This window comes from Paraburkholderia sp. WS6 (assembly GCF_030464835.1).
GTDB lineage: Bacteria > Pseudomonadota > Gammaproteobacteria > Burkholderiales > Burkholderiaceae > Paraburkholderia > Paraburkholderia madseniana.
In genome coordinates this window covers 1-15,432 of sequence record NZ_JALQCK010000058.1, presented here as the reverse complement: position 1 = coordinate 15,432, position 15,432 = coordinate 1, and the positions used below count along the sequence as shown (strand labels likewise).

Below are 15,432 nucleotides of genomic sequence, written 5' to 3'. Positions count from 1 at the left end.
TAACCGGCCACCCATTTGACTACTCGTGCCCGACGAATTCATCGGCGAGCTTTTCGGCGATTAAATCCATCACCACGCGTATAGCCGCATTCCGTCGCATATCGGTGTGAGCCACGAGATAGATGTCACGCGACAGCCTTTCTTCCGTGTCCAGAGCCAGCACGCCCTTGTCGGCCCCGGCGAAAAAACGCGGCAATACGGCGATGCCCAAACCCATGCGCACCGCGGCGAGCTGGCTCGTCAGATCATTGCTCCTGAACCGGATCCTTCGGCCGTCGGCAAAGCGGTAAAGCCACTCCTGTTCGGGCACATGATCGAGCGACGAGTCGTAAGCAATGAATTGCCACTCTTCGCTAGGCAGTTCGGTATAGCCCGGTGCCGCATACAGCCGATACGCCATCCTGCCGACTCTACGCGCGACATTGGTCATTTCGGTCGGTCTGGACAGGCGGACTGCGATGTCCGCCTCCTGGCGACCAAGCGAAATGAAGGACTGGTTGCCTAGCAGAACCAGATCGAGTTCGGGATGCCGCAAGCCCAGTTCTGTAATGCGCAACGCGAGGAAGGTGCTCGCGAGGGAAGGCGGCGCACTCACCGTTACCTTCGCGCGTGCTGTCGTTTTTCGCGCCCTCACTCCCCTTTCCAGCGCATGGGCCTGTGCCAGCATGCCTTCAGCCGCGCTAGCCACTTCGCCGCCCGCCTCCGTCAACTGCCACCGTCGCGCAAGCCGGTCTACCAGTCTTTCGCCCAACGCATGCTCGAGCGCCGCGATATGCCGCGCAACGGTAGCGTGGTCCACCTTCATCGTCCGTGCCGCGCCGGACAACGTCCCGGCCTCGGCCAGGGCTATGAAATGCCTCATGTCGTTCCAGTCGAACATCGGTGCAAATTCTCACAAGCAAGGTGAAATCTTGCCGGATTCCCGGCCGCCGGTCCCGCTGATACATTTTGCATCGCAATGACGATTCCCCGACACACACAATTGAAGGTGGTTCAAATGAAGATCCATGACATTGAAGGTTTCCCTAACCCGGCTCGCATTCGCATCGTGCTGGCGGAGAAGCGAATGGAATCGCTGGTGGAGTTTGTTCGCGTGAATCTCTACGATGCAGAGCATCAAAAAGGTCCATTCCGGGAAAAGAATCCGACATCGACGGTTCCCGTTCTTGAACTCGACGACGGCACGTTCATTGGTGAATGTGTTGCGATCGCGGAGTATCTCGACAACCTCGACGGAAACCCGATCCTCACCGGACGCACACCCCGCGAGAAAGCGGTGATCCACATGATGCAACGGCGCGCTGACCATCAACTGATCGACGGCATAGGCGTGTTTTTCCACCACTCGACGCCGGGCCTTGGCAAAGCCAATGAGGCCTTCAAAAGTGCCGACTGGGCCTTCCGCAAACAATGGGGCGACAAACACGGGGAACGGGCGATAGCAGGAATGAAATACTTCGACGGTGTTCTGCAGACTCAACCCTACGTCGCGGGCGACCAGTTCTCCGTCGCTGACATAACGGTGTGGGCAGCGTTGATGCATGGGGACTACGCAGGACTGACAGTCCCGGCCGATCACACCGCGTTGCTGGAATGGCGAGCCAGGATCAACGACCGTCCCAGTGTCAAAAACCGAAGCGGCCAGAACCTCAATGCCGAAGACCTACCGCATCTGGAGCCTCTGCTGCCTATCTGAACAGCAAGGCCGCCACGTCGTCTGCGAGCTAACTCAGTGATTGTCTGCCTGCCGACAATCCCCCGCACTCGCGACGAGTATCCATGCCCTTTTTGTTTTGAGAATCCAACATGCCGCAACGCAAGTACCTGATCACCGGCGCCGCCGGCAAAACTGGCGTCCACACGATTCGCCATCTTCTCAAAGCAAAGACGGACACCTGGTTCGCGCCCTCGTGCGTCAGGAAGACGAACGCAGTGCATTGCTCCGGAGCGAGGGCGCAGACGTCTTCGTTGGCAATCTTCTCGAGCATGACGACGTGATACGCGCGATGGACGGCGTAACGGGCGCTTACCTGTGCTATCCCGTCCATCCAGGCTATATCCAGGCCACCGCGTATTTCGCGGACGCTGCGCAGCGCGCGGGTGTCGAAGTTGTCGTGGAAATGTCGCAAATTTCCGCCCGGGAAGATTCGAAGAGCCACGCCGCGCGCGACCATTGGATCGCAGAACGTGTGCTCGACTGGTCGAATGTACCGACCGTCCACATTCGCCCGACGTTCTTCGCCGAACGGCTGATTTTTCCATGGGTGCGCGATCCTATCGTGCAAGAAGGCAAGATCACGCTGCCCTATGGTGCAGGGCGCCACGCGCCGATCGCAGCCGAGGATCAGGCTCGCCTGATCGCCTCCGTCCTCGCACAACCGTCCAGTCATATCGGAAAGACCTATCCGCTGTTCGGACCCGTCGAATTGGGCCAGCAAGAGATTGCCGATGAAGTCGGCAAGGTTCTGGGTCGCAAGATAGCCTATCGCCCGTCAACCATCGAGCAATATCGCGAGCATCTGGAGAAATACGATCTGCCGGAATTTTTAATCCAGCACTTCCTCGCGATCGCCGTCGACTACCAGAACGGAATTTTCTCCGGCGTAGATGGCGTTATCGGCGAGATCACCGGGCGAGCCCCCCAAACCGTCGGCGACTTTGTGAGAACCCATCGTCGAGCGTTCGAGCAGTAAATTCTTGCCAATGTGTTCTGTTCGCCTGGTCGAAGTGTCGCTATTTGACCGTTTGCTTTTTGGCGACTACCAATGCAATGCCGCCAAGGATTGCGGCCGAACTGCCCAGCAAGCGCAGCGTCAATGGTTCGCCGAGCAACACTATCCCGCCCATTGCCGCGATGACCGGCACACTCAATTGCACGGTGGCAGCGGTAGCCGCTTTCAGTCCCCTTAGGGCCGCGTACCAGATGACATAGCCAACGCCAGAGGTCAATGCTCCGGAGAGCATGGCATACACGATTCCGGATCGTTCTAATGAGAGGTGCGCAAGTGTGAGCAGACTAACCGCTGCCGCAAACGGCACGGCTCGCAGGAAGTTCCCTGCGGTAGTCGTTGTCGGATCGCAAGAACGCCTGCCTCGCAACGAATAAATGCCCCACGCGACGCCCGCCCCCAGCATCAAAAGAGAAGGTTGCAGAGGTGGCGCCGAGATTCCGCGCAGAACGAGACCGATCAGACCGCTAAGTGCCAACAACAGTCCCGCCCACTGCCGTACGCGCAGGTGCTCCCCCGTCCAAAGGCCGTGTCCGATCATCGTAGCCTGCACAGAGCCGAAAAGAAGCAACGCGCCTGTCCCGGCCGGAAGGCCGACGTATGCAAATGAAAACCCGGACGCATAGGCAAAAAGTGCAAGTGCCGAATACCAGTTGCCACCGATACCCCGCGGACTACCACGTGCTCGCAGCATCAACCAGAGCGTGAGAGCGGCGGACACCACCCGCACCAACGTGAATGTTGCTGCATCGACCCCCGCGCCTTTCAGCGCCAGACGGCAAAGCAATGAATTCCCTGCAAAGGCGAACATTGCGAGGGTGGTAAGCAAGGCGATTCGCGTACGCGGCATGGAGCGTCGGCGTCAGTCACGCGCTTGAGGGTCTGTGACAGCTTAGTGTATCGCCCGCGAGGACGGCCAGACGCCATCCTCGACGACTATTGGCCGCTCCCGCTCGACCCGCTTGCGCACGGTCCAGCCGCACTCCCGTCTCAACGCTCGTCGAATCGCCGCACGATATCGCCCATCAGATTGCGCAACCACACGTTGCCCTCGTCCTGATCGAAATGCTCGTGCCAATGCATCGTGACTGCCGCCATTGGCAAGGTAACGGGCAACTCGTAGAGCTGAAACCCGCCATCACGATTGAAAATCTGTGCAAGACGCCGCGGCAGCGTCGCGAACAGATCGGTCACGGCCAGCACACTCGGCAAGGCCACGAAGTGCGGTAATTCCAGCGCAATATGCCGGCCCACACCTTGCGCACGAAACGCATCGTCGAGTGCATAGTGGCTGTGCTCGACCGACGTGATCTGCACGTGCGACGCGTCCAGAAATGCTTTCATGGCCAGTTCTTTCGTGCGCGGCAAGCCGCGCCGTTTGCGCGTCATGCAAACGTAAGTCTCTTCGAATAACGCTTGATGACGCGTGCGCGCGGTCAACGTCGGCAGATTGCCGATTGCAAAATCGAGCCGGCTGCCACGTAGGGCATCTTCGATTTCTTCCACCGGCAGCGGTTCGATGCGCAATTTCACGCGCGGCGCCTGCTGGTGCAAGGTCTCGCAAATCGGCGGCAAGTACGCCAACTCCCCCGCATCGGACAGCGATAAGCGGAACGTGCGCGTACTGACGGCGGGATCGAAGTGCTCCGCATAACGCAGCGCTTCGCGCACCGTATCCAGAGCCCGCGCGACGATGCCCGACAGTTCGAGCGCGATCGGCGTGGGTTGCATGCCGGCGCGCGTGCGAATGAACAGCGGATCGTCGAACAGGGTCCGCAAACGCCCCAGCGAATAACTGATCGCCGGCTGCGACAGGGCCAGCCGCTGCCCGGCCCGCGTGAGGCTGCGCTCCTCGACGATCGCCTGAAAAACGCGCAGCAGGTTGAGGTCGACGTGGTCCAGCGAATTCATCGAGATATCCATGAGATTGATTTTATATTTTATTTTAGATCAATTTGACGCATATCAGTCGCTCAGCGAGACTTTGCTTCATCGACCACCCCACCTACACCACGATGAGCGATTCCTCATATCAGACCGTCGACACGAGCGCCTTGTACCAGCGCGCGCAGTCCGACCGCGTCGCCCCGTCGCTGTACTACGACCCGGCGGTTTTCGAAACCGAACTCGAGCGCATTTTCTACAAGACGTGGATCTGGGTCGCGCACGAAAGCGAACTGCCGAATCCGGGCGACTTCCGCACCACCATGATCGGCCGCCAGCCGGTGATCGTGGTGCGCGACAAGAGCGGCGCCGTCAATGTGCTGCAGAACCGCTGCCGCCATCGCGGCGCAACGGTCTGCGAGCAGCACAAGGGCAATGCGAAAGGCTTCACGTGCCCGTATCACAGCTGGACCTATGGCCTCGACGGCGCATTGCGCGCACTGCCCTATGGCGACGGCTATGAAGGCGTGATCGACAAGACCGAGTTGCCGCTCGCCAGTTTGCGCGTGGGTATCTATCAAGGTCTGATCTTCGCGAGTTTCAATCAGGAGATCGAGCCGCTCGAAGATTTCCTCGGCGGCGCCAAGCCGTGGATCGACCTGTTCATGAAGCAAGGCGCGGGCTATCCGATCAAAGCCAACGGCGAACATCGCTTCCGCTTTAACGGTAACTGGAAGATCCAGCTCGAAAACACCACCGACCTGTATCACTTCCCGGTCGTCCACAAGTCGTGGATGAAATCGATCGACGACGAAACGGCCGCGGCGATCACGAGCTTCATGACGAGCGACGAAGCCTTCTGCCGCTCACTCGGCAACGGCCATAGCCTCGCCGTGCTGGTGCCGGAACTCGTCGATCTCGACAAGGACGACGGCACACCCATTCCTGAACGCTTCCAGGAACTCGCCGCCACGCTTGGCGAAAAGCACACGCCCGACGAAGTGCGCCGCATTGTGCGTTCGCTGATGGGCGTCGGCTTCAACCTGAATCTGTTTCCGAACCTCGCGCTCTCGATGGCGTTTTTCCGCGTGCTGCGGCCCATCTCCGCGAACGAGACGGAAATCCGTCACGTCGCCCTGGCAATGGACGGCGGCCCCGACGAAGCAAACCGTGTGCGCTTGCGCATTCACGAACACTTCCAGGGCCCGTTCGGTTTCGGCAGCCCGGACGACGCCGAAGCATGGGAACGCGTGCAGCGCGGCTCGCATGCCGGTCCCGATCTGCCGATCCTCGTGAACCGCGGCCTGAATCGCGAGAGCACCGCGCCGAACGGCGAAAAGACCGCACACGCCACCGACGAAACCGGGATGCGCGAAGCGTACGCGCAATGGCGCACGATGATGGAGCAAGCATGATGGACGACAGGAACACGCTGTTCTCGCAGAAGACCTTTGCCGGCGCGATCGAACTCATCTGGCGGGAAGCCGAATTGCTGGACCGCAAGGACTATCACGCGTGGCTTTCGTTGTGGGACCCGGCAGGCTTCTACGTGGTGCCGATCGATCACGACACCACCGACTTCGCCGCCACGCTCAACTACGCGTACGACGATCAGGACATGCGCGAAAAACGCGTGCAACGCATGACGTCCGGCCATTCGGCCTCGGCGAGCGACGCCGCCCGCACCGTGCGCACGGTTTCGCGTTTCACGCTGACGAGCGATACGAGCGACGAGGTCGAGGTGAGTTCGGCGCAGGTCATCGTCGCGTACAAACGCGGCAAGTCGACCCTGTTCGCGGCGGATCTCACGCATCGCATCAGTTTCGCGAGCGGCGAGCCGCGCATCGTGCAGAAAGTGATCCGCCTGATCGATTCGACCGAGGCGCTGAGCGCAATCGGATTCCTGTTGTAATTGACGACGCTACCAGCGAGCACGACGATGCCAAACGACACGCTTTCTCCCACGGCCGTATCAGCCGCCACGCCGGCGGCGCCTGCGACCTCGCGGACACTGCGGCGGATCATCGTCGCCTCCGTGATCGGCAACGCGCTCGAGTGGTATGACTTCTTTCTGTACGGCACGGCCGCGGCCCTGATCTTCGGGCCGTTGTTCTTCCCGCTGCACGGCGACCCGCTGATGGGCACGCTCGCCGCGTTTGCGGGCTTCGCGATCGGCTTTCTGGCGCGGCCGCTGGGCGGTATCGTGTTCGGTCACATTGGCGACCGGCATGGCCGCAAACGCGCGCTCGTCGTGACGCTGATGATGATGGGCGTGGCAACCTTCGGCATCGGCCTGTTGCCGACGTTCTCGCAAATCGGCTTCCTCGCGCCGATCGCGCTCATCTGTTTGCGGGTCGTGCAAGGCATCGCGTCCGGCGGCGAATGGGGCGGTGGCGTGCTGCTCATCAGCGAGAGCGCACCGGCGAATCGCCGTGGCTACTACGCCTCGTTCAGTCAGTTGGGCGTGGCAGGCGGCTTCGTGCTGTCGGCGGCCGCGTTCTATCTGGTGCAGCGGTTGCCGGTGGAAAGCTTCATGTCCTGGGGGTGGCGCCTGCCGTTTCTCGCGAGCGTGCTGATCTTCGGCGTCGGCGTCTATATTCGCCGAAGCCTGCCTGAGAGCCGCGACTTTACCGCCGCCAAACCGAAGCACATGCCGGTGCTGACGGTGCTGCGCAATCACCCGAAGCAGGTATTGCAGGCCATGGGGCTGCGTATCGCCGAAAACGGCGGCACGTATATCTTCCTGTCGTTCGTGCTGGTGTACGGCAAGACGATCGGTGTGCCGGTCTCGGTGATGCTCGGCGGCGTGATGCTCGCGATGCTGCTCGAACTCGCCACGATCGTGCTGTGGGGCCGGCTATCGGATGTGATCGGCCGGCGGCCGGTGTATATGATCGGTGCGCTCGGCCTCGTCGTGATCGCGTTTCCCGCGTTCTGGCTGATCGATACGCATGAACCGTTGCTCGTGTTCCTCTCGCTCGCATTGGGTTTGCCCTTCTGCCACGCCGCGATGATCGGCACACAGCCTGCGCTGATGGGCGAACTCTTTCCTACCGAGGTCCGCTATTCGGGCATGGCGCTAGGCCATGAAATCGCCTCGGTGTTTTCCGGCGGACTCGCGCCTCTGGTGGCTATCGCGCTGTATTCGAAGGTCCATGCGCCGTGGCCGGTCGCATTGATGTTGATCGGCTTCGGTCTCATCACCGCGATCACGCTCGTGACCATTCCGAAGAACATCAATACGGCGCATGACTGAAATGCGATCAGCCGGCCGGAACGGCCACAATCGGCAGCGTAAAGCTGCATTGAAGGCCGCCCCGCCGCGCCGGTTTGGCCCAGATTTCGCCACCGTGCCGCGTGACGATGTTTTTGCACAGCGACAAACCGATACCATTGCCGCCCGCCTTCGACGAAGAAAATCCGTCGAACAGGCGACCATGCGCTTCGGCGGGCACGCCCGGGCCATTGTCGATGACTTGCACGAGCGCGTATTTTCCACGCAGGCTGGTGACGAGGCGCAATTCGCCGCGCCGTGCAGCGGCATTCGTGCATTCCGTCAGCGCCTCGATCGCATTGAAGGCCAGATTCAGCACCACCTGGCCGATCAGCACACGTTCGCAATACACCGGCAAGGCTTCCGGTGCCTGCTCGATCGTGACCGCAACCCCCGCGTCTCTCGCGCGCAATTCGATGAAGTACGCGACGTCCGCGACGACGTCTCGCAAGTCCGCCTGGGTCTCGCTCGGCTCCCGCTTGACGATGTAATCGCGCACGCTTTTGATGATCACTGCCGCATGCTCGGCCTGACGATCGGCGCTGCGCAGGCCCCACAACGCATCGTCGACGGGTCCCGGTTGCCCGAGCCGCAGAATCGCGCCCTCGATGAAATTGCGCACCGCGGCGAGCGGTTGACTCAACTCGTGTGCGATTGCGGTCGCCATTTCGCCCATCGCGTTGTAGCGCCCCGCGTATTCCAGCAGCCGCGCCTCGTTACGGCGCGCTTCTTCGACAGCGACTTCGTCCGTGATGTCGCGAAAGTGCAGCAGGCGCCCGTTGAGGTCGTCTTCGATCTCGATTCGTCTGCACGTGATGCGCAACCAGCCCGGCGTGCCGTCGCGGCGCGTGATGCGATAACGCTGCGGTGGCGAAGGCTGGATGCGCGGTGCTGCGGCGAGCTGTTCGAGCAGGCGGTCGCGATCCGATTCGCTGCAATAGTCGAGCACGTCGCCCATCGGCGCGCCCTCTTCCAGACCCAGCACGCGCCGTCCGGATTCGCTGACGAATTCCACTTCGCCCGCGGGCGTCAGCACGGCCACGCCCTCCCCCAGATCCTGCATGAACTCACGGAGCCGCGACTCGTAACGCCGCAGTGTTTGCTTGAGTGTCTCCTCGACGCTGATGTCGCGGAACTGCACCGTCACCACCGCGCGCTCCCGCAGCGGCACGTAGGTTGCAATGGCTTCGGACAGCATATCGGCGCCGGTACGCGAGCGGTAACACCACTCGTAGACCTGCGGGCCCTCGGTGATCGCACGGTCCATAGCTCCGACGCCGATCTCGCGCCGGTACTTCGGCACCGGGCGGGTCATGTCTTTCGCCTTGAGCGGCAGCATTTCCTCAAGCGTGAATCCGAGCGCCTCGCAAGCCGCGCGATTGGCCCACACGATCGCCTTCGTTTCGGCGTCGTGCAGCAGCACGCACAGCGTCAGCGCGTCGAGCAGGCGGTGGAAATCTTCTTCGGCGGGGAAATTCATCGGGCAAGGCTGCACAAAAGTTCGATCGCGTACGTGGAGGAACATAACACCAGTCGGCATGATTCGCGTCTGAAGATTTCTTTAGATACCCCCGGCGTGGTACCTAAAAACACGTCTCGCGTCCCAATTGAAGCGTTCTTTTTGCATTTCTAGACTGGCCTCACCCTGCACGCGCCGTCGCCGGCGTCTTTGCCCGCGACCGAAACGTGCCTCGTGTTCCAGCCGATAACGAATCAAGGAGATGCCCCGCCATGTCAGACACCGCCATCGACACTGTTGCCGCCGTCGCAGAAGCTAGCCGCGATGCAGCGCGTTTGCCGCTCGCCGACGTCATCGTCGAAATCGCCGCACGGCGCGAAGAGTTCGATCGCCTGTCACATGTGCCGCACGACGTCATCGTCAAACTCAAGCGCGCGGGCGTGTATCGCGCCGCAACGCCTAAGCGTTTCGGCGGCGATGCGCTCGCGCCTACCGCGTTTCTCGACATGATCGAACGTATCGCGGTAGCGGACGGCTCGGCGGCCTGGGTCGCGAGTTTCGGCTCGGCGAACGTGTATCTCGCGGCCTTGCCTCTGGCCACTCAGGCGCAGATCTACGCCGATGGTCCCGATCAGGTGTTCGCAGGCGGTCTCTTCCCGGTGCAAGCCGCTCAGCCTGCCGACGGTGGCTGGCGTGTAAACGGTACGTGGAAATTCGCGAGCGGCTGCAAGGGCGCGGATTGGCTCGGCGTCGGAATCGGTGCGGCCAGCTCAGGCTCGGGCGCCGCTGGTGCGCCCGGCAAACCACGCACCGCCGTGTTCCGCCCGCATCAGGTTGAGATCGTCGAGAACTGGGATGTGGTCGGCATGCAAGGTACCGGCAGCCACGATCTGCGCGTCACCGATCAGTTCGTCACCGACGACTGGACCTTCGTGCGGGGCGGCGAACCGTGCGTCGACGAACCGCTGTATCGCTATCCAACCATCGCCTACGCGGCGCAGGTGCTGGCCGTGGTCAACCTCGGCCTTGCACGCGCCGCGCTCGATGTCGCCAACCAGATGGCCGGCGGCCGCAAGACGACAACCGGCGCGCCGCAACTCGCCGACCGCGCGTATTACCGCATCGAACTGGCGAAAGCCGAAGCGCAGTTGCGTTCGGCCCGCGCGTTCTTCTACGACACCACGGACGACGTCTGGCAATCGATCCTCGCCGGCAACCCCGTAACACCCGAGCAGACCAGCCTGCTGCGGCTTGCCGCAACGCAGATCGCCCGCGAAGGCGCCGACGTCGTGCAGCGCGCCTACCGGCTCGGCGGGACGATGGCGATCTATCGCTCGCATCCGCTGCAGCGCCTGCTGCGCGACGCGATGATGGTCACCCAGCATGCGTTCCTCGGCGAGGGCAACTTCGACGGCGCCGGCGCGGTGTTCGTCGGCGTGCCGCCGATTCCGGGCTACCTGTAAGCCATTTTCTGATTTTGCCGCTCAAACGATTTCATGGAGAGCCACACGATGTCCGATAACCCGAAGCTGCCCTTGCGCGTTCTGTTCTGCTGCGGCGTGACGCAGAATTTCTTCGACTTGCCGCGCGAGAAGATCGGCGAAGTCTGGCAGGCTTACGGCAAGATGCTGGCGGCGGTCGAATCGATGGACGGCGTCAGCGTGCTCGGCATCATGGACGACGACCGCCTCACCGTCGGCAATGCTGACAACTCGCCGTGGACGTTCTACATCATGGCCGACGTGCGCGACTTCGATACCGCCGTAGCGGTGTGCAATCTGTATCGCACTACACCGGTCGGCGAATATAACCTGTGGCGCTACGGCAAGATCGAAGCGCGCGTTGGCCGCGCGCTGCAAGTGCCGCCGCAACACGCTAACGCTGCTTGAGCGCGCCGGAGCGTGATGCGATGAACGAGAACCCGGATACGCTGGCCAGGTTAACCGAACGGCTTGCAGCGCTCGAAGCCGAATCGGCGGTGCGCCGCACGATGACGCGCTATATGGCGTTGTGCGATGTGCCCTCGGGGGCGCTCGAAGGCGAGACGCTTGCGGCCCTCTTCGCTGCCGACGCGATCTGGGAAGGCATAGGCCCGCAGTACGCGAGCAAGTTCGGCCGCCTCACCGGTCACGCGGAAATTCTCGCGATGCTCACGCGCTACTTGCCGCCATCGCCGCATTTCTCGGTCAACGTGCATTTCCTCACGTCGGAAACCATCGAGGTACATGGCGCAACCGCGAAAGGCCGTTGGATCATGCTGCAAGCGGCCGGCTATGTCGACGCGCAAGCCGAGTTGATCTCGGCACGCCTCGAAGTGGATTTTGCGCCCGCCGACAATGGCCGCGACTGGCTCATCACGCACTTTCGCACCGAACGTCTTTTCGATGCGCCCTGGCAAGTCAATACAAGGAAACCGAACCCATGAACGAGTTTATCCAGACATTGTCGATAGGCGGCGCGGGCCCCAGCATCGCGATCAAGGACACGATCGATATCGCCGGCTATGCGACCACAGCGGCGAGCCGCGCGTTGGCCGATAGACCCGCTGCACAGCAGCATGCGGAAGTCGTTGAACGCTTGCTCGATGCCGGCTGGCACATCGTCGGCAAGGCGAATATGCACGAACTGGCATTCGGCATGACTGGCATCAACGACTACACCGGCACGCCGCAAAATCCCCAGGACGCCTCGCGCATTCCCGGCGGCTCGTCGAGCGGTTCGGCGGCGGCCGTTGGTTTGAAGCTTGCGGATGCCGCGCTTGGCACGGACACCGGTGGTTCGATTCGTGGCCCCGCTGCGTGTTGCGGCGTGATCGGTTTGAAGCCGACTTACGGGCGCGTCTCGCGGCGCGGCGTTGCACCGCGCGAATCGACGCTCGATTGCGTCGGGCCGTTCGCGCGCGAGATGCAGATGATCGTTGCCGCGATGCAGGCGATTACCGCCGATTTCAACACACATGCGGCCCAAGCGGCACGAAGCGGCGCGTGGAACGTCGGTATCGTGCAAGTCGACGCAATGCCGGAAATCCTTAAAGCCGTTACGCGCGCGGCGGACCAGGCTGATTGCACCGCTCGCACGCTGGAACTTGCAGGGCTTGCCGCCGCCTTCGAAGCGGGCCTCGCGATCATCAACGTAGAAACTTTTCATGCGTTCGGTCATCTCGTGGCAACCGGCAAGCTCGGTGCCGATCTCGATGCACGGCTGCGCGCCGCTGCGAATACAACCGCGGCGCAATGCGAGGCGGCGGAGTCGGTACGTCGGCAATTCACAGCCGCTGTCGATCACGCGCTTGAAAGCGTCGATGTATTGATTCTGCCCACACTTCCCGCGCTGCCGATCACACTCGACGAGGCACGCGGCGGCACGCCGGTCATCGCCATGTCGTCGTTGATCCGGCCGTTCAATCTGAGCGGCCATCCGGCATTGAGCCTGCCGTTGCCTATCAATGGCTCGCCGCTCAAGGCGGGCTTGCAGATCGTCGGACGCAAGGGGGCGGATGAGCAGGTGTGCGCGATTGCGGCGCGTTTCGAAGCCGCTCTTCTCACGGAGTAAAAGCAATGCAGAAAAGAGTCGTACTCGTCACTGGCGCCGCGCGCGGTCTTGGCGCCGCGATTGCCACGCGCTTTCACGCAGCGGGTTATGCGGTCGCCATCGGCGACATTGCGTTCGATGCCGCACAGGCTCTCGCCCGCGATCTGAGTGCCGACGGCTCGAGCGCCTTCGCACTGAATCTGGACGTCACCGCGAAGACCGCATTCGAATCCGCACGCGATGCGATCCTGCAACGCTGGGGCCGTATCGACGCACTGATCAACAACGCAGGCGCATCCAAAGTCGTACCCGTGATGGAGATCACCGCCGAGCAGTTCGATCAGGTGATCAACGTGAATCTGCGCAGCGTGCTGTTCGGCTGTCAGGTGTTCGGCCAGCATTTCGCCGACGCTGGCGCGGGGCGCATCGTCAATATCGCCTCCCTAGCGGGACAGAATGGCGGATCGGCCACCGGTGCGCACTATGCGGCAGCCAAAGGCGGCGTTATCACGTTGACCAAGGTGTTCGCGCGCGACCTCGGCACAGCGGGCGTAACCGTCAACGCGATTTCACCTGGGCCGATGGACCTGCCGATCGTGCACGAGAGCGTCGCGCCCGACAAACTGAAGGCGGTGATCGCCAACATTCCGGCGGGACGTCTGGGCTCAGCGGACTATGTCGCCGATGTCGCGGTCATGCTGGCTGCAGAGAACGCTTACTTTGCAAACGGCGCATGCTGGGACGTGAACGGCGGCTTATTCATGCGTTAGTGCCCGACGCGGCCGCCTCCTGATCCCACACCGCCATCACGTCGCGCACCAGCATCGCGATGGACGCCGCGCCAAGTTTGTCTTTGATGCTCGCGCGATGCACGTCGACGGTCTTCACGCTGATGGACAGATCAGAGGCGATACGCTTGCTGCCCTTGCCGTCGATCACACCGCGCAGCACTTCTTTCTCGCGTGCCGTCAACGACGCCAGGCGCTTGCGTAACTCGCGCTGTTTCTGATCAGCGGCGTGACGTTGCGACGCAAGTTTCAACGCACGCTGCACGCGATCGAGCATCTGCTGCGAGTTATACGGTTTCTCGACGAAATCGATCGCGCCGTTCTGCAAAGCGCGCACCGACATCGGAATGTCGCCGTGACCGCTGACGAAAATGATCGGCAGCGTCGCACCTCGACGGTTCAACTCCGCTTGCACGTCGAAGCCGCTTTGCTCCGGCATGCGCACATCGAGCACGAGACACGCGGGCACGGTCGGATCAAACGCGCTGAGAAATTCACTAGCGTTGGCGAAGCCCGCTGACTTCACGCCGACCGACTCGAGCAACCATGCGAGCGAGGTGCGCATGCCGTTGTCGTCGTCGACGATATAGACGATCGGTGCGGGGGACAAAGCGGACTGAGGCTGCTGGGACATGGAGTCTGTGGAACGGTTCGGGATAGGCGCGATTCGAAGCGTCTTGCGGGCTCATGATAACCAGTGGAAAAAGCGCTGCAAAGCGATAATTACCCTGTAGTGGACATAAAAATCGCTCATACGCTGCACCGTGCCGACATGCATTGGGGAAACCTTTAGACGGACTGGGAAAGAGGCCTCTACGCGCACCGCTCGCGCTGATTTTTTTCCGTGCGCGGATTGATTACGCTTGAATCCAGATCCCTACCGCGCCCCCAGGAACCCAGAACATGACGCCGAACCCACAAGCAACGCAAGCGACTCCTGTTGCCGACACCGACCAGGCAGCCAGGCAGCAATTCCGTCAGGCCATGGCGCATCTATCCGCGGCCGTGAACGTCATCACGACCGCCGGTCCGCATGGACGCTGCGGCGTCACCGCGAGCGCCGTGTGCTCCGTCACTGATACGCCGCCCACGTTGCTTGTTTGCCTGAACCGCTCGAGCGCGATGCACGCTACTTTCGAACGCAACCGGCACGTCTGCATCAACGTACTGCCTGGCGAGCATGAACTGCTCGCGCGTCACTTCGCCGGCATGACGCAGGTGCCGATGGAGGAACGCTTTGGCTGGCCGATCTGGGACGACGGCACGCACGGTGTACCGGTTTTGCGCGACGCACTCGCGAGTCTGCAGGGCGAGATCGTCGATCTGAAGGAAGTGGGTTCGCACTCGGTCATGTTCGTCAAAACCACCTGCATCAGCGTGCGCACGGACGGTGATGGTTTGATCTATTTCGATCGCAATTTCCATCGCATCAAACGCTCGGCATCGCATTGAGGTGCGACGGGAACGATTGAAACCAGCCGCGGCGCGTGGCCTGCTTAAATTACGCCCGCGCTATCGGTATCGAACTGAAACTGCGGCACCGCCGCGACGGCTTCAACGAAACAGTCGATCAGATTAAGGGAATTGGCCGTTGGCGCTGGGTGTGGGTTGTCTCGATGTCGCCAATCCGAATACTTTGTTCTTTGGCAGCACGGGTAGTCCTGCGGCACAAGTTCTGAATTCCTCTTTTGCCTGCGTGGCGCTCATTGTCCGTGTTCTTAGGGCGTTGGCCTTTCCTTGAATTGTTAGTGGTCTATTAGCGTTGCC

Annotated in this window: 15 protein-coding genes and 1 pseudogene; 11 read left to right on the top strand and 5 right to left on the bottom strand. The window is 61.7% G+C overall.

From position 1 onward, the window contains the following. Nucleotides 1–19: 19 nt before the first annotated feature. Nucleotides 20–862, bottom strand: coding sequence for a LysR family transcriptional regulator (locus tag M0D64_RS40455; RefSeq protein ID WP_166618196.1), 843 nt, complete (start codon nucleotides 860–862; stop codon nucleotides 20–22). Nucleotides 863–997: 135 nt separating this feature from the next. Between M0D64_RS40455 and M0D64_RS40450 the strand changes: the two genes are divergently transcribed. Next, a complete protein-coding gene (locus M0D64_RS40450) occupies nucleotides 998–1,696 on the top strand; it encodes a glutathione S-transferase (RefSeq protein ID WP_266261789.1) in 699 nt (232 codons plus the stop codon). A 110-nt stretch (nucleotides 1,697–1,806) separates the two neighbouring features. Beyond that, nucleotides 1,807–2,693 (top strand): annotated as a pseudogene (locus tag M0D64_RS40445) (NAD(P)H-binding protein). Between the two features lie 40 nt (nucleotides 2,694–2,733). On the opposite strand, the gene M0D64_RS40440 reads toward M0D64_RS40445, so the two are convergent. Together M0D64_RS40440 and M0D64_RS40435 are read right to left on the bottom strand one after the other, a co-directional pair. After that, nucleotides 2,734–3,579 (bottom strand): DMT family transporter, encoded by an 846-nt coding sequence (locus M0D64_RS40440; protein WP_266261788.1) that lies wholly within the window; start codon nucleotides 3,577–3,579, stop codon nucleotides 2,734–2,736. 140 nt (nucleotides 3,580–3,719) lie between these two features. Continuing rightward, nucleotides 3,720–4,640, bottom strand: coding sequence for a LysR family transcriptional regulator (locus tag M0D64_RS40435; RefSeq protein WP_266261787.1), 921 nt, complete (start codon nucleotides 4,638–4,640; stop codon nucleotides 3,720–3,722). A 104-nt stretch (nucleotides 4,641–4,744) separates the two neighbouring features. Between M0D64_RS40435 and M0D64_RS40430 the strand changes: the two genes are divergently transcribed. Genes M0D64_RS40430 through M0D64_RS40420 form a run of 3 tightly spaced genes read left to right on the top strand, consistent with a single transcriptional unit; the run spans nucleotide 4,745 to nucleotide 7,869 of the window. After that, a complete protein-coding gene (locus M0D64_RS40430; RefSeq protein ID WP_266261786.1) occupies nucleotides 4,745–6,028 on the top strand; it encodes an aromatic ring-hydroxylating dioxygenase subunit alpha in 1,284 nt (427 codons plus the stop codon). After that, the gene (locus M0D64_RS40425; protein ID WP_266261785.1) at nucleotides 6,025–6,525 is read left to right on the top strand and encodes an aromatic-ring-hydroxylating dioxygenase subunit beta; all 501 of its coding nucleotides are present in this window, start codon (nucleotides 6,025–6,027) and stop codon (nucleotides 6,523–6,525) included. The genes M0D64_RS40430 and M0D64_RS40425 overlap by 4 nt, the downstream gene beginning before the upstream one ends. Before the next feature lie 27 nt (nucleotides 6,526–6,552). Further along, nucleotides 6,553–7,869, top strand: a complete 1,317-nt coding sequence (locus M0D64_RS40420) for an MFS transporter (protein ID WP_266261784.1) — start codon at nucleotides 6,553–6,555, stop codon at nucleotides 7,867–7,869. Nucleotides 7,870–7,876: 7 nt separating this feature from the next. On the opposite strand, the gene M0D64_RS40415 is transcribed toward M0D64_RS40420, so the two are convergent. Then, nucleotides 7,877–9,367 carry an ATP-binding protein gene (locus M0D64_RS40415; protein ID WP_266261783.1) on the bottom strand — a complete coding sequence of 497 codons (1,491 nt, stop codon included), beginning with the start codon at nucleotides 9,365–9,367 and terminating at the stop codon, nucleotides 7,877–7,879. 251 nt (nucleotides 9,368–9,618) lie between these two features. Between M0D64_RS40415 and M0D64_RS40410 the strand changes: the two genes are divergently transcribed. From M0D64_RS40410 to M0D64_RS40390, 5 genes are read left to right on the top strand one after another with little or no spacing between them, the layout of a single operon-like run. Further along, entirely contained in the window at nucleotides 9,619–10,809 is a 1,191-nt protein-coding gene (locus tag M0D64_RS40410; RefSeq protein ID WP_266261782.1) for an acyl-CoA dehydrogenase family protein, read from the top strand. Nucleotides 10,810–10,857: 48 nt separating this feature from the next. After that, the gene (locus tag M0D64_RS40405) at nucleotides 10,858–11,235 is read left to right on the top strand and encodes a hypothetical protein (protein ID WP_074283434.1); all 378 of its coding nucleotides are present in this window, start codon (nucleotides 10,858–10,860) and stop codon (nucleotides 11,233–11,235) included. A 20-nt stretch (nucleotides 11,236–11,255) separates the two neighbouring features. Next, nucleotides 11,256–11,771 carry a nuclear transport factor 2 family protein gene (locus M0D64_RS40400; protein WP_266261781.1) on the top strand — a complete coding sequence of 172 codons (516 nt, stop codon included), beginning with the start codon at nucleotides 11,256–11,258 and terminating at the stop codon, nucleotides 11,769–11,771. Further along, entirely contained in the window at nucleotides 11,768–12,898 is a 1,131-nt protein-coding gene (locus tag M0D64_RS40395; RefSeq protein ID WP_266261780.1) for an amidase, read from the top strand. The genes M0D64_RS40400 and M0D64_RS40395 overlap by 4 nt, the downstream gene beginning before the upstream one ends. Before the next feature lie 5 nt (nucleotides 12,899–12,903). Continuing rightward, the gene (locus tag M0D64_RS40390) at nucleotides 12,904–13,647 is read left to right on the top strand and encodes an SDR family NAD(P)-dependent oxidoreductase (protein WP_154560748.1); all 744 of its coding nucleotides are present in this window, start codon (nucleotides 12,904–12,906) and stop codon (nucleotides 13,645–13,647) included. Here the strand turns inward: M0D64_RS40390 and M0D64_RS40385 are convergent. Further along, nucleotides 13,637–14,299, bottom strand: a complete 663-nt coding sequence (locus M0D64_RS40385) for a response regulator transcription factor (protein ID WP_266261779.1) — start codon at nucleotides 14,297–14,299, stop codon at nucleotides 13,637–13,639. The two genes, M0D64_RS40390 and M0D64_RS40385, sit on opposite strands and share 11 nt — an antisense overlap. Nucleotides 14,300–14,568: 269 nt before the next feature. On the opposite strand from M0D64_RS40385, the gene hpaC reads away from it, so the two are divergent. Beyond that, entirely contained in the window at nucleotides 14,569–15,117 is a 549-nt protein-coding gene (gene hpaC / locus M0D64_RS40380) for a 4-hydroxyphenylacetate 3-monooxygenase, reductase component (RefSeq protein ID WP_266261778.1), read from the top strand. Nucleotides 15,118–15,432: the final 315 nt, after the last annotated feature.

Coding starts and splice junctions, on each gene's coding strand:
- M0D64_RS40420 (WP_266261784.1), top strand. CDS start 6,553: ATGCCAAACGACACGCTTTCTCCCACGGCCGTATCAGCCGCCACGCCG.
- M0D64_RS40385 (WP_266261779.1), bottom strand. CDS start 14,299: ATGTCCCAGCAGCCTCAGTCCGCTTTGTCCCCCGCACCGATCGTCTAT.
- M0D64_RS40400 (WP_266261781.1), top strand. CDS start 11,256: ATGAACGAGAACCCGGATACGCTGGCCAGGTTAACCGAACGGCTTGCA.
- M0D64_RS40405 (WP_074283434.1), top strand. CDS start 10,858: ATGTCCGATAACCCGAAGCTGCCCTTGCGCGTTCTGTTCTGCTGCGGC.
- M0D64_RS40390 (WP_154560748.1), top strand. CDS start 12,904: ATGCAGAAAAGAGTCGTACTCGTCACTGGCGCCGCGCGCGGTCTTGGC.
- M0D64_RS40455 (WP_166618196.1), bottom strand. CDS start 862: ATGAGGCATTTCATAGCCCTGGCCGAGGCCGGGACGTTGTCCGGCGCG.
- M0D64_RS40395 (WP_266261780.1), top strand. CDS start 11,768: ATGAACGAGTTTATCCAGACATTGTCGATAGGCGGCGCGGGCCCCAGC.
- M0D64_RS40425 (WP_266261785.1), top strand. CDS start 6,025: ATGATGGACGACAGGAACACGCTGTTCTCGCAGAAGACCTTTGCCGGC.
- M0D64_RS40430 (WP_266261786.1), top strand. CDS start 4,745: ATGAGCGATTCCTCATATCAGACCGTCGACACGAGCGCCTTGTACCAG.
- M0D64_RS40410 (WP_266261782.1), top strand. CDS start 9,619: ATGTCAGACACCGCCATCGACACTGTTGCCGCCGTCGCAGAAGCTAGC.
- hpaC (WP_266261778.1), top strand. CDS start 14,569: ATGACGCCGAACCCACAAGCAACGCAAGCGACTCCTGTTGCCGACACC.
- M0D64_RS40435 (WP_266261787.1), bottom strand. CDS start 4,640: ATGAATTCGCTGGACCACGTCGACCTCAACCTGCTGCGCGTTTTTCAG.
- M0D64_RS40440 (WP_266261788.1), bottom strand. CDS start 3,579: ATGCCGCGTACGCGAATCGCCTTGCTTACCACCCTCGCAATGTTCGCC.
- M0D64_RS40415 (WP_266261783.1), bottom strand. CDS start 9,367: ATGAATTTCCCCGCCGAAGAAGATTTCCACCGCCTGCTCGACGCGCTG.
- M0D64_RS40450 (WP_266261789.1), top strand. CDS start 998: ATGAAGATCCATGACATTGAAGGTTTCCCTAACCCGGCTCGCATTCGC.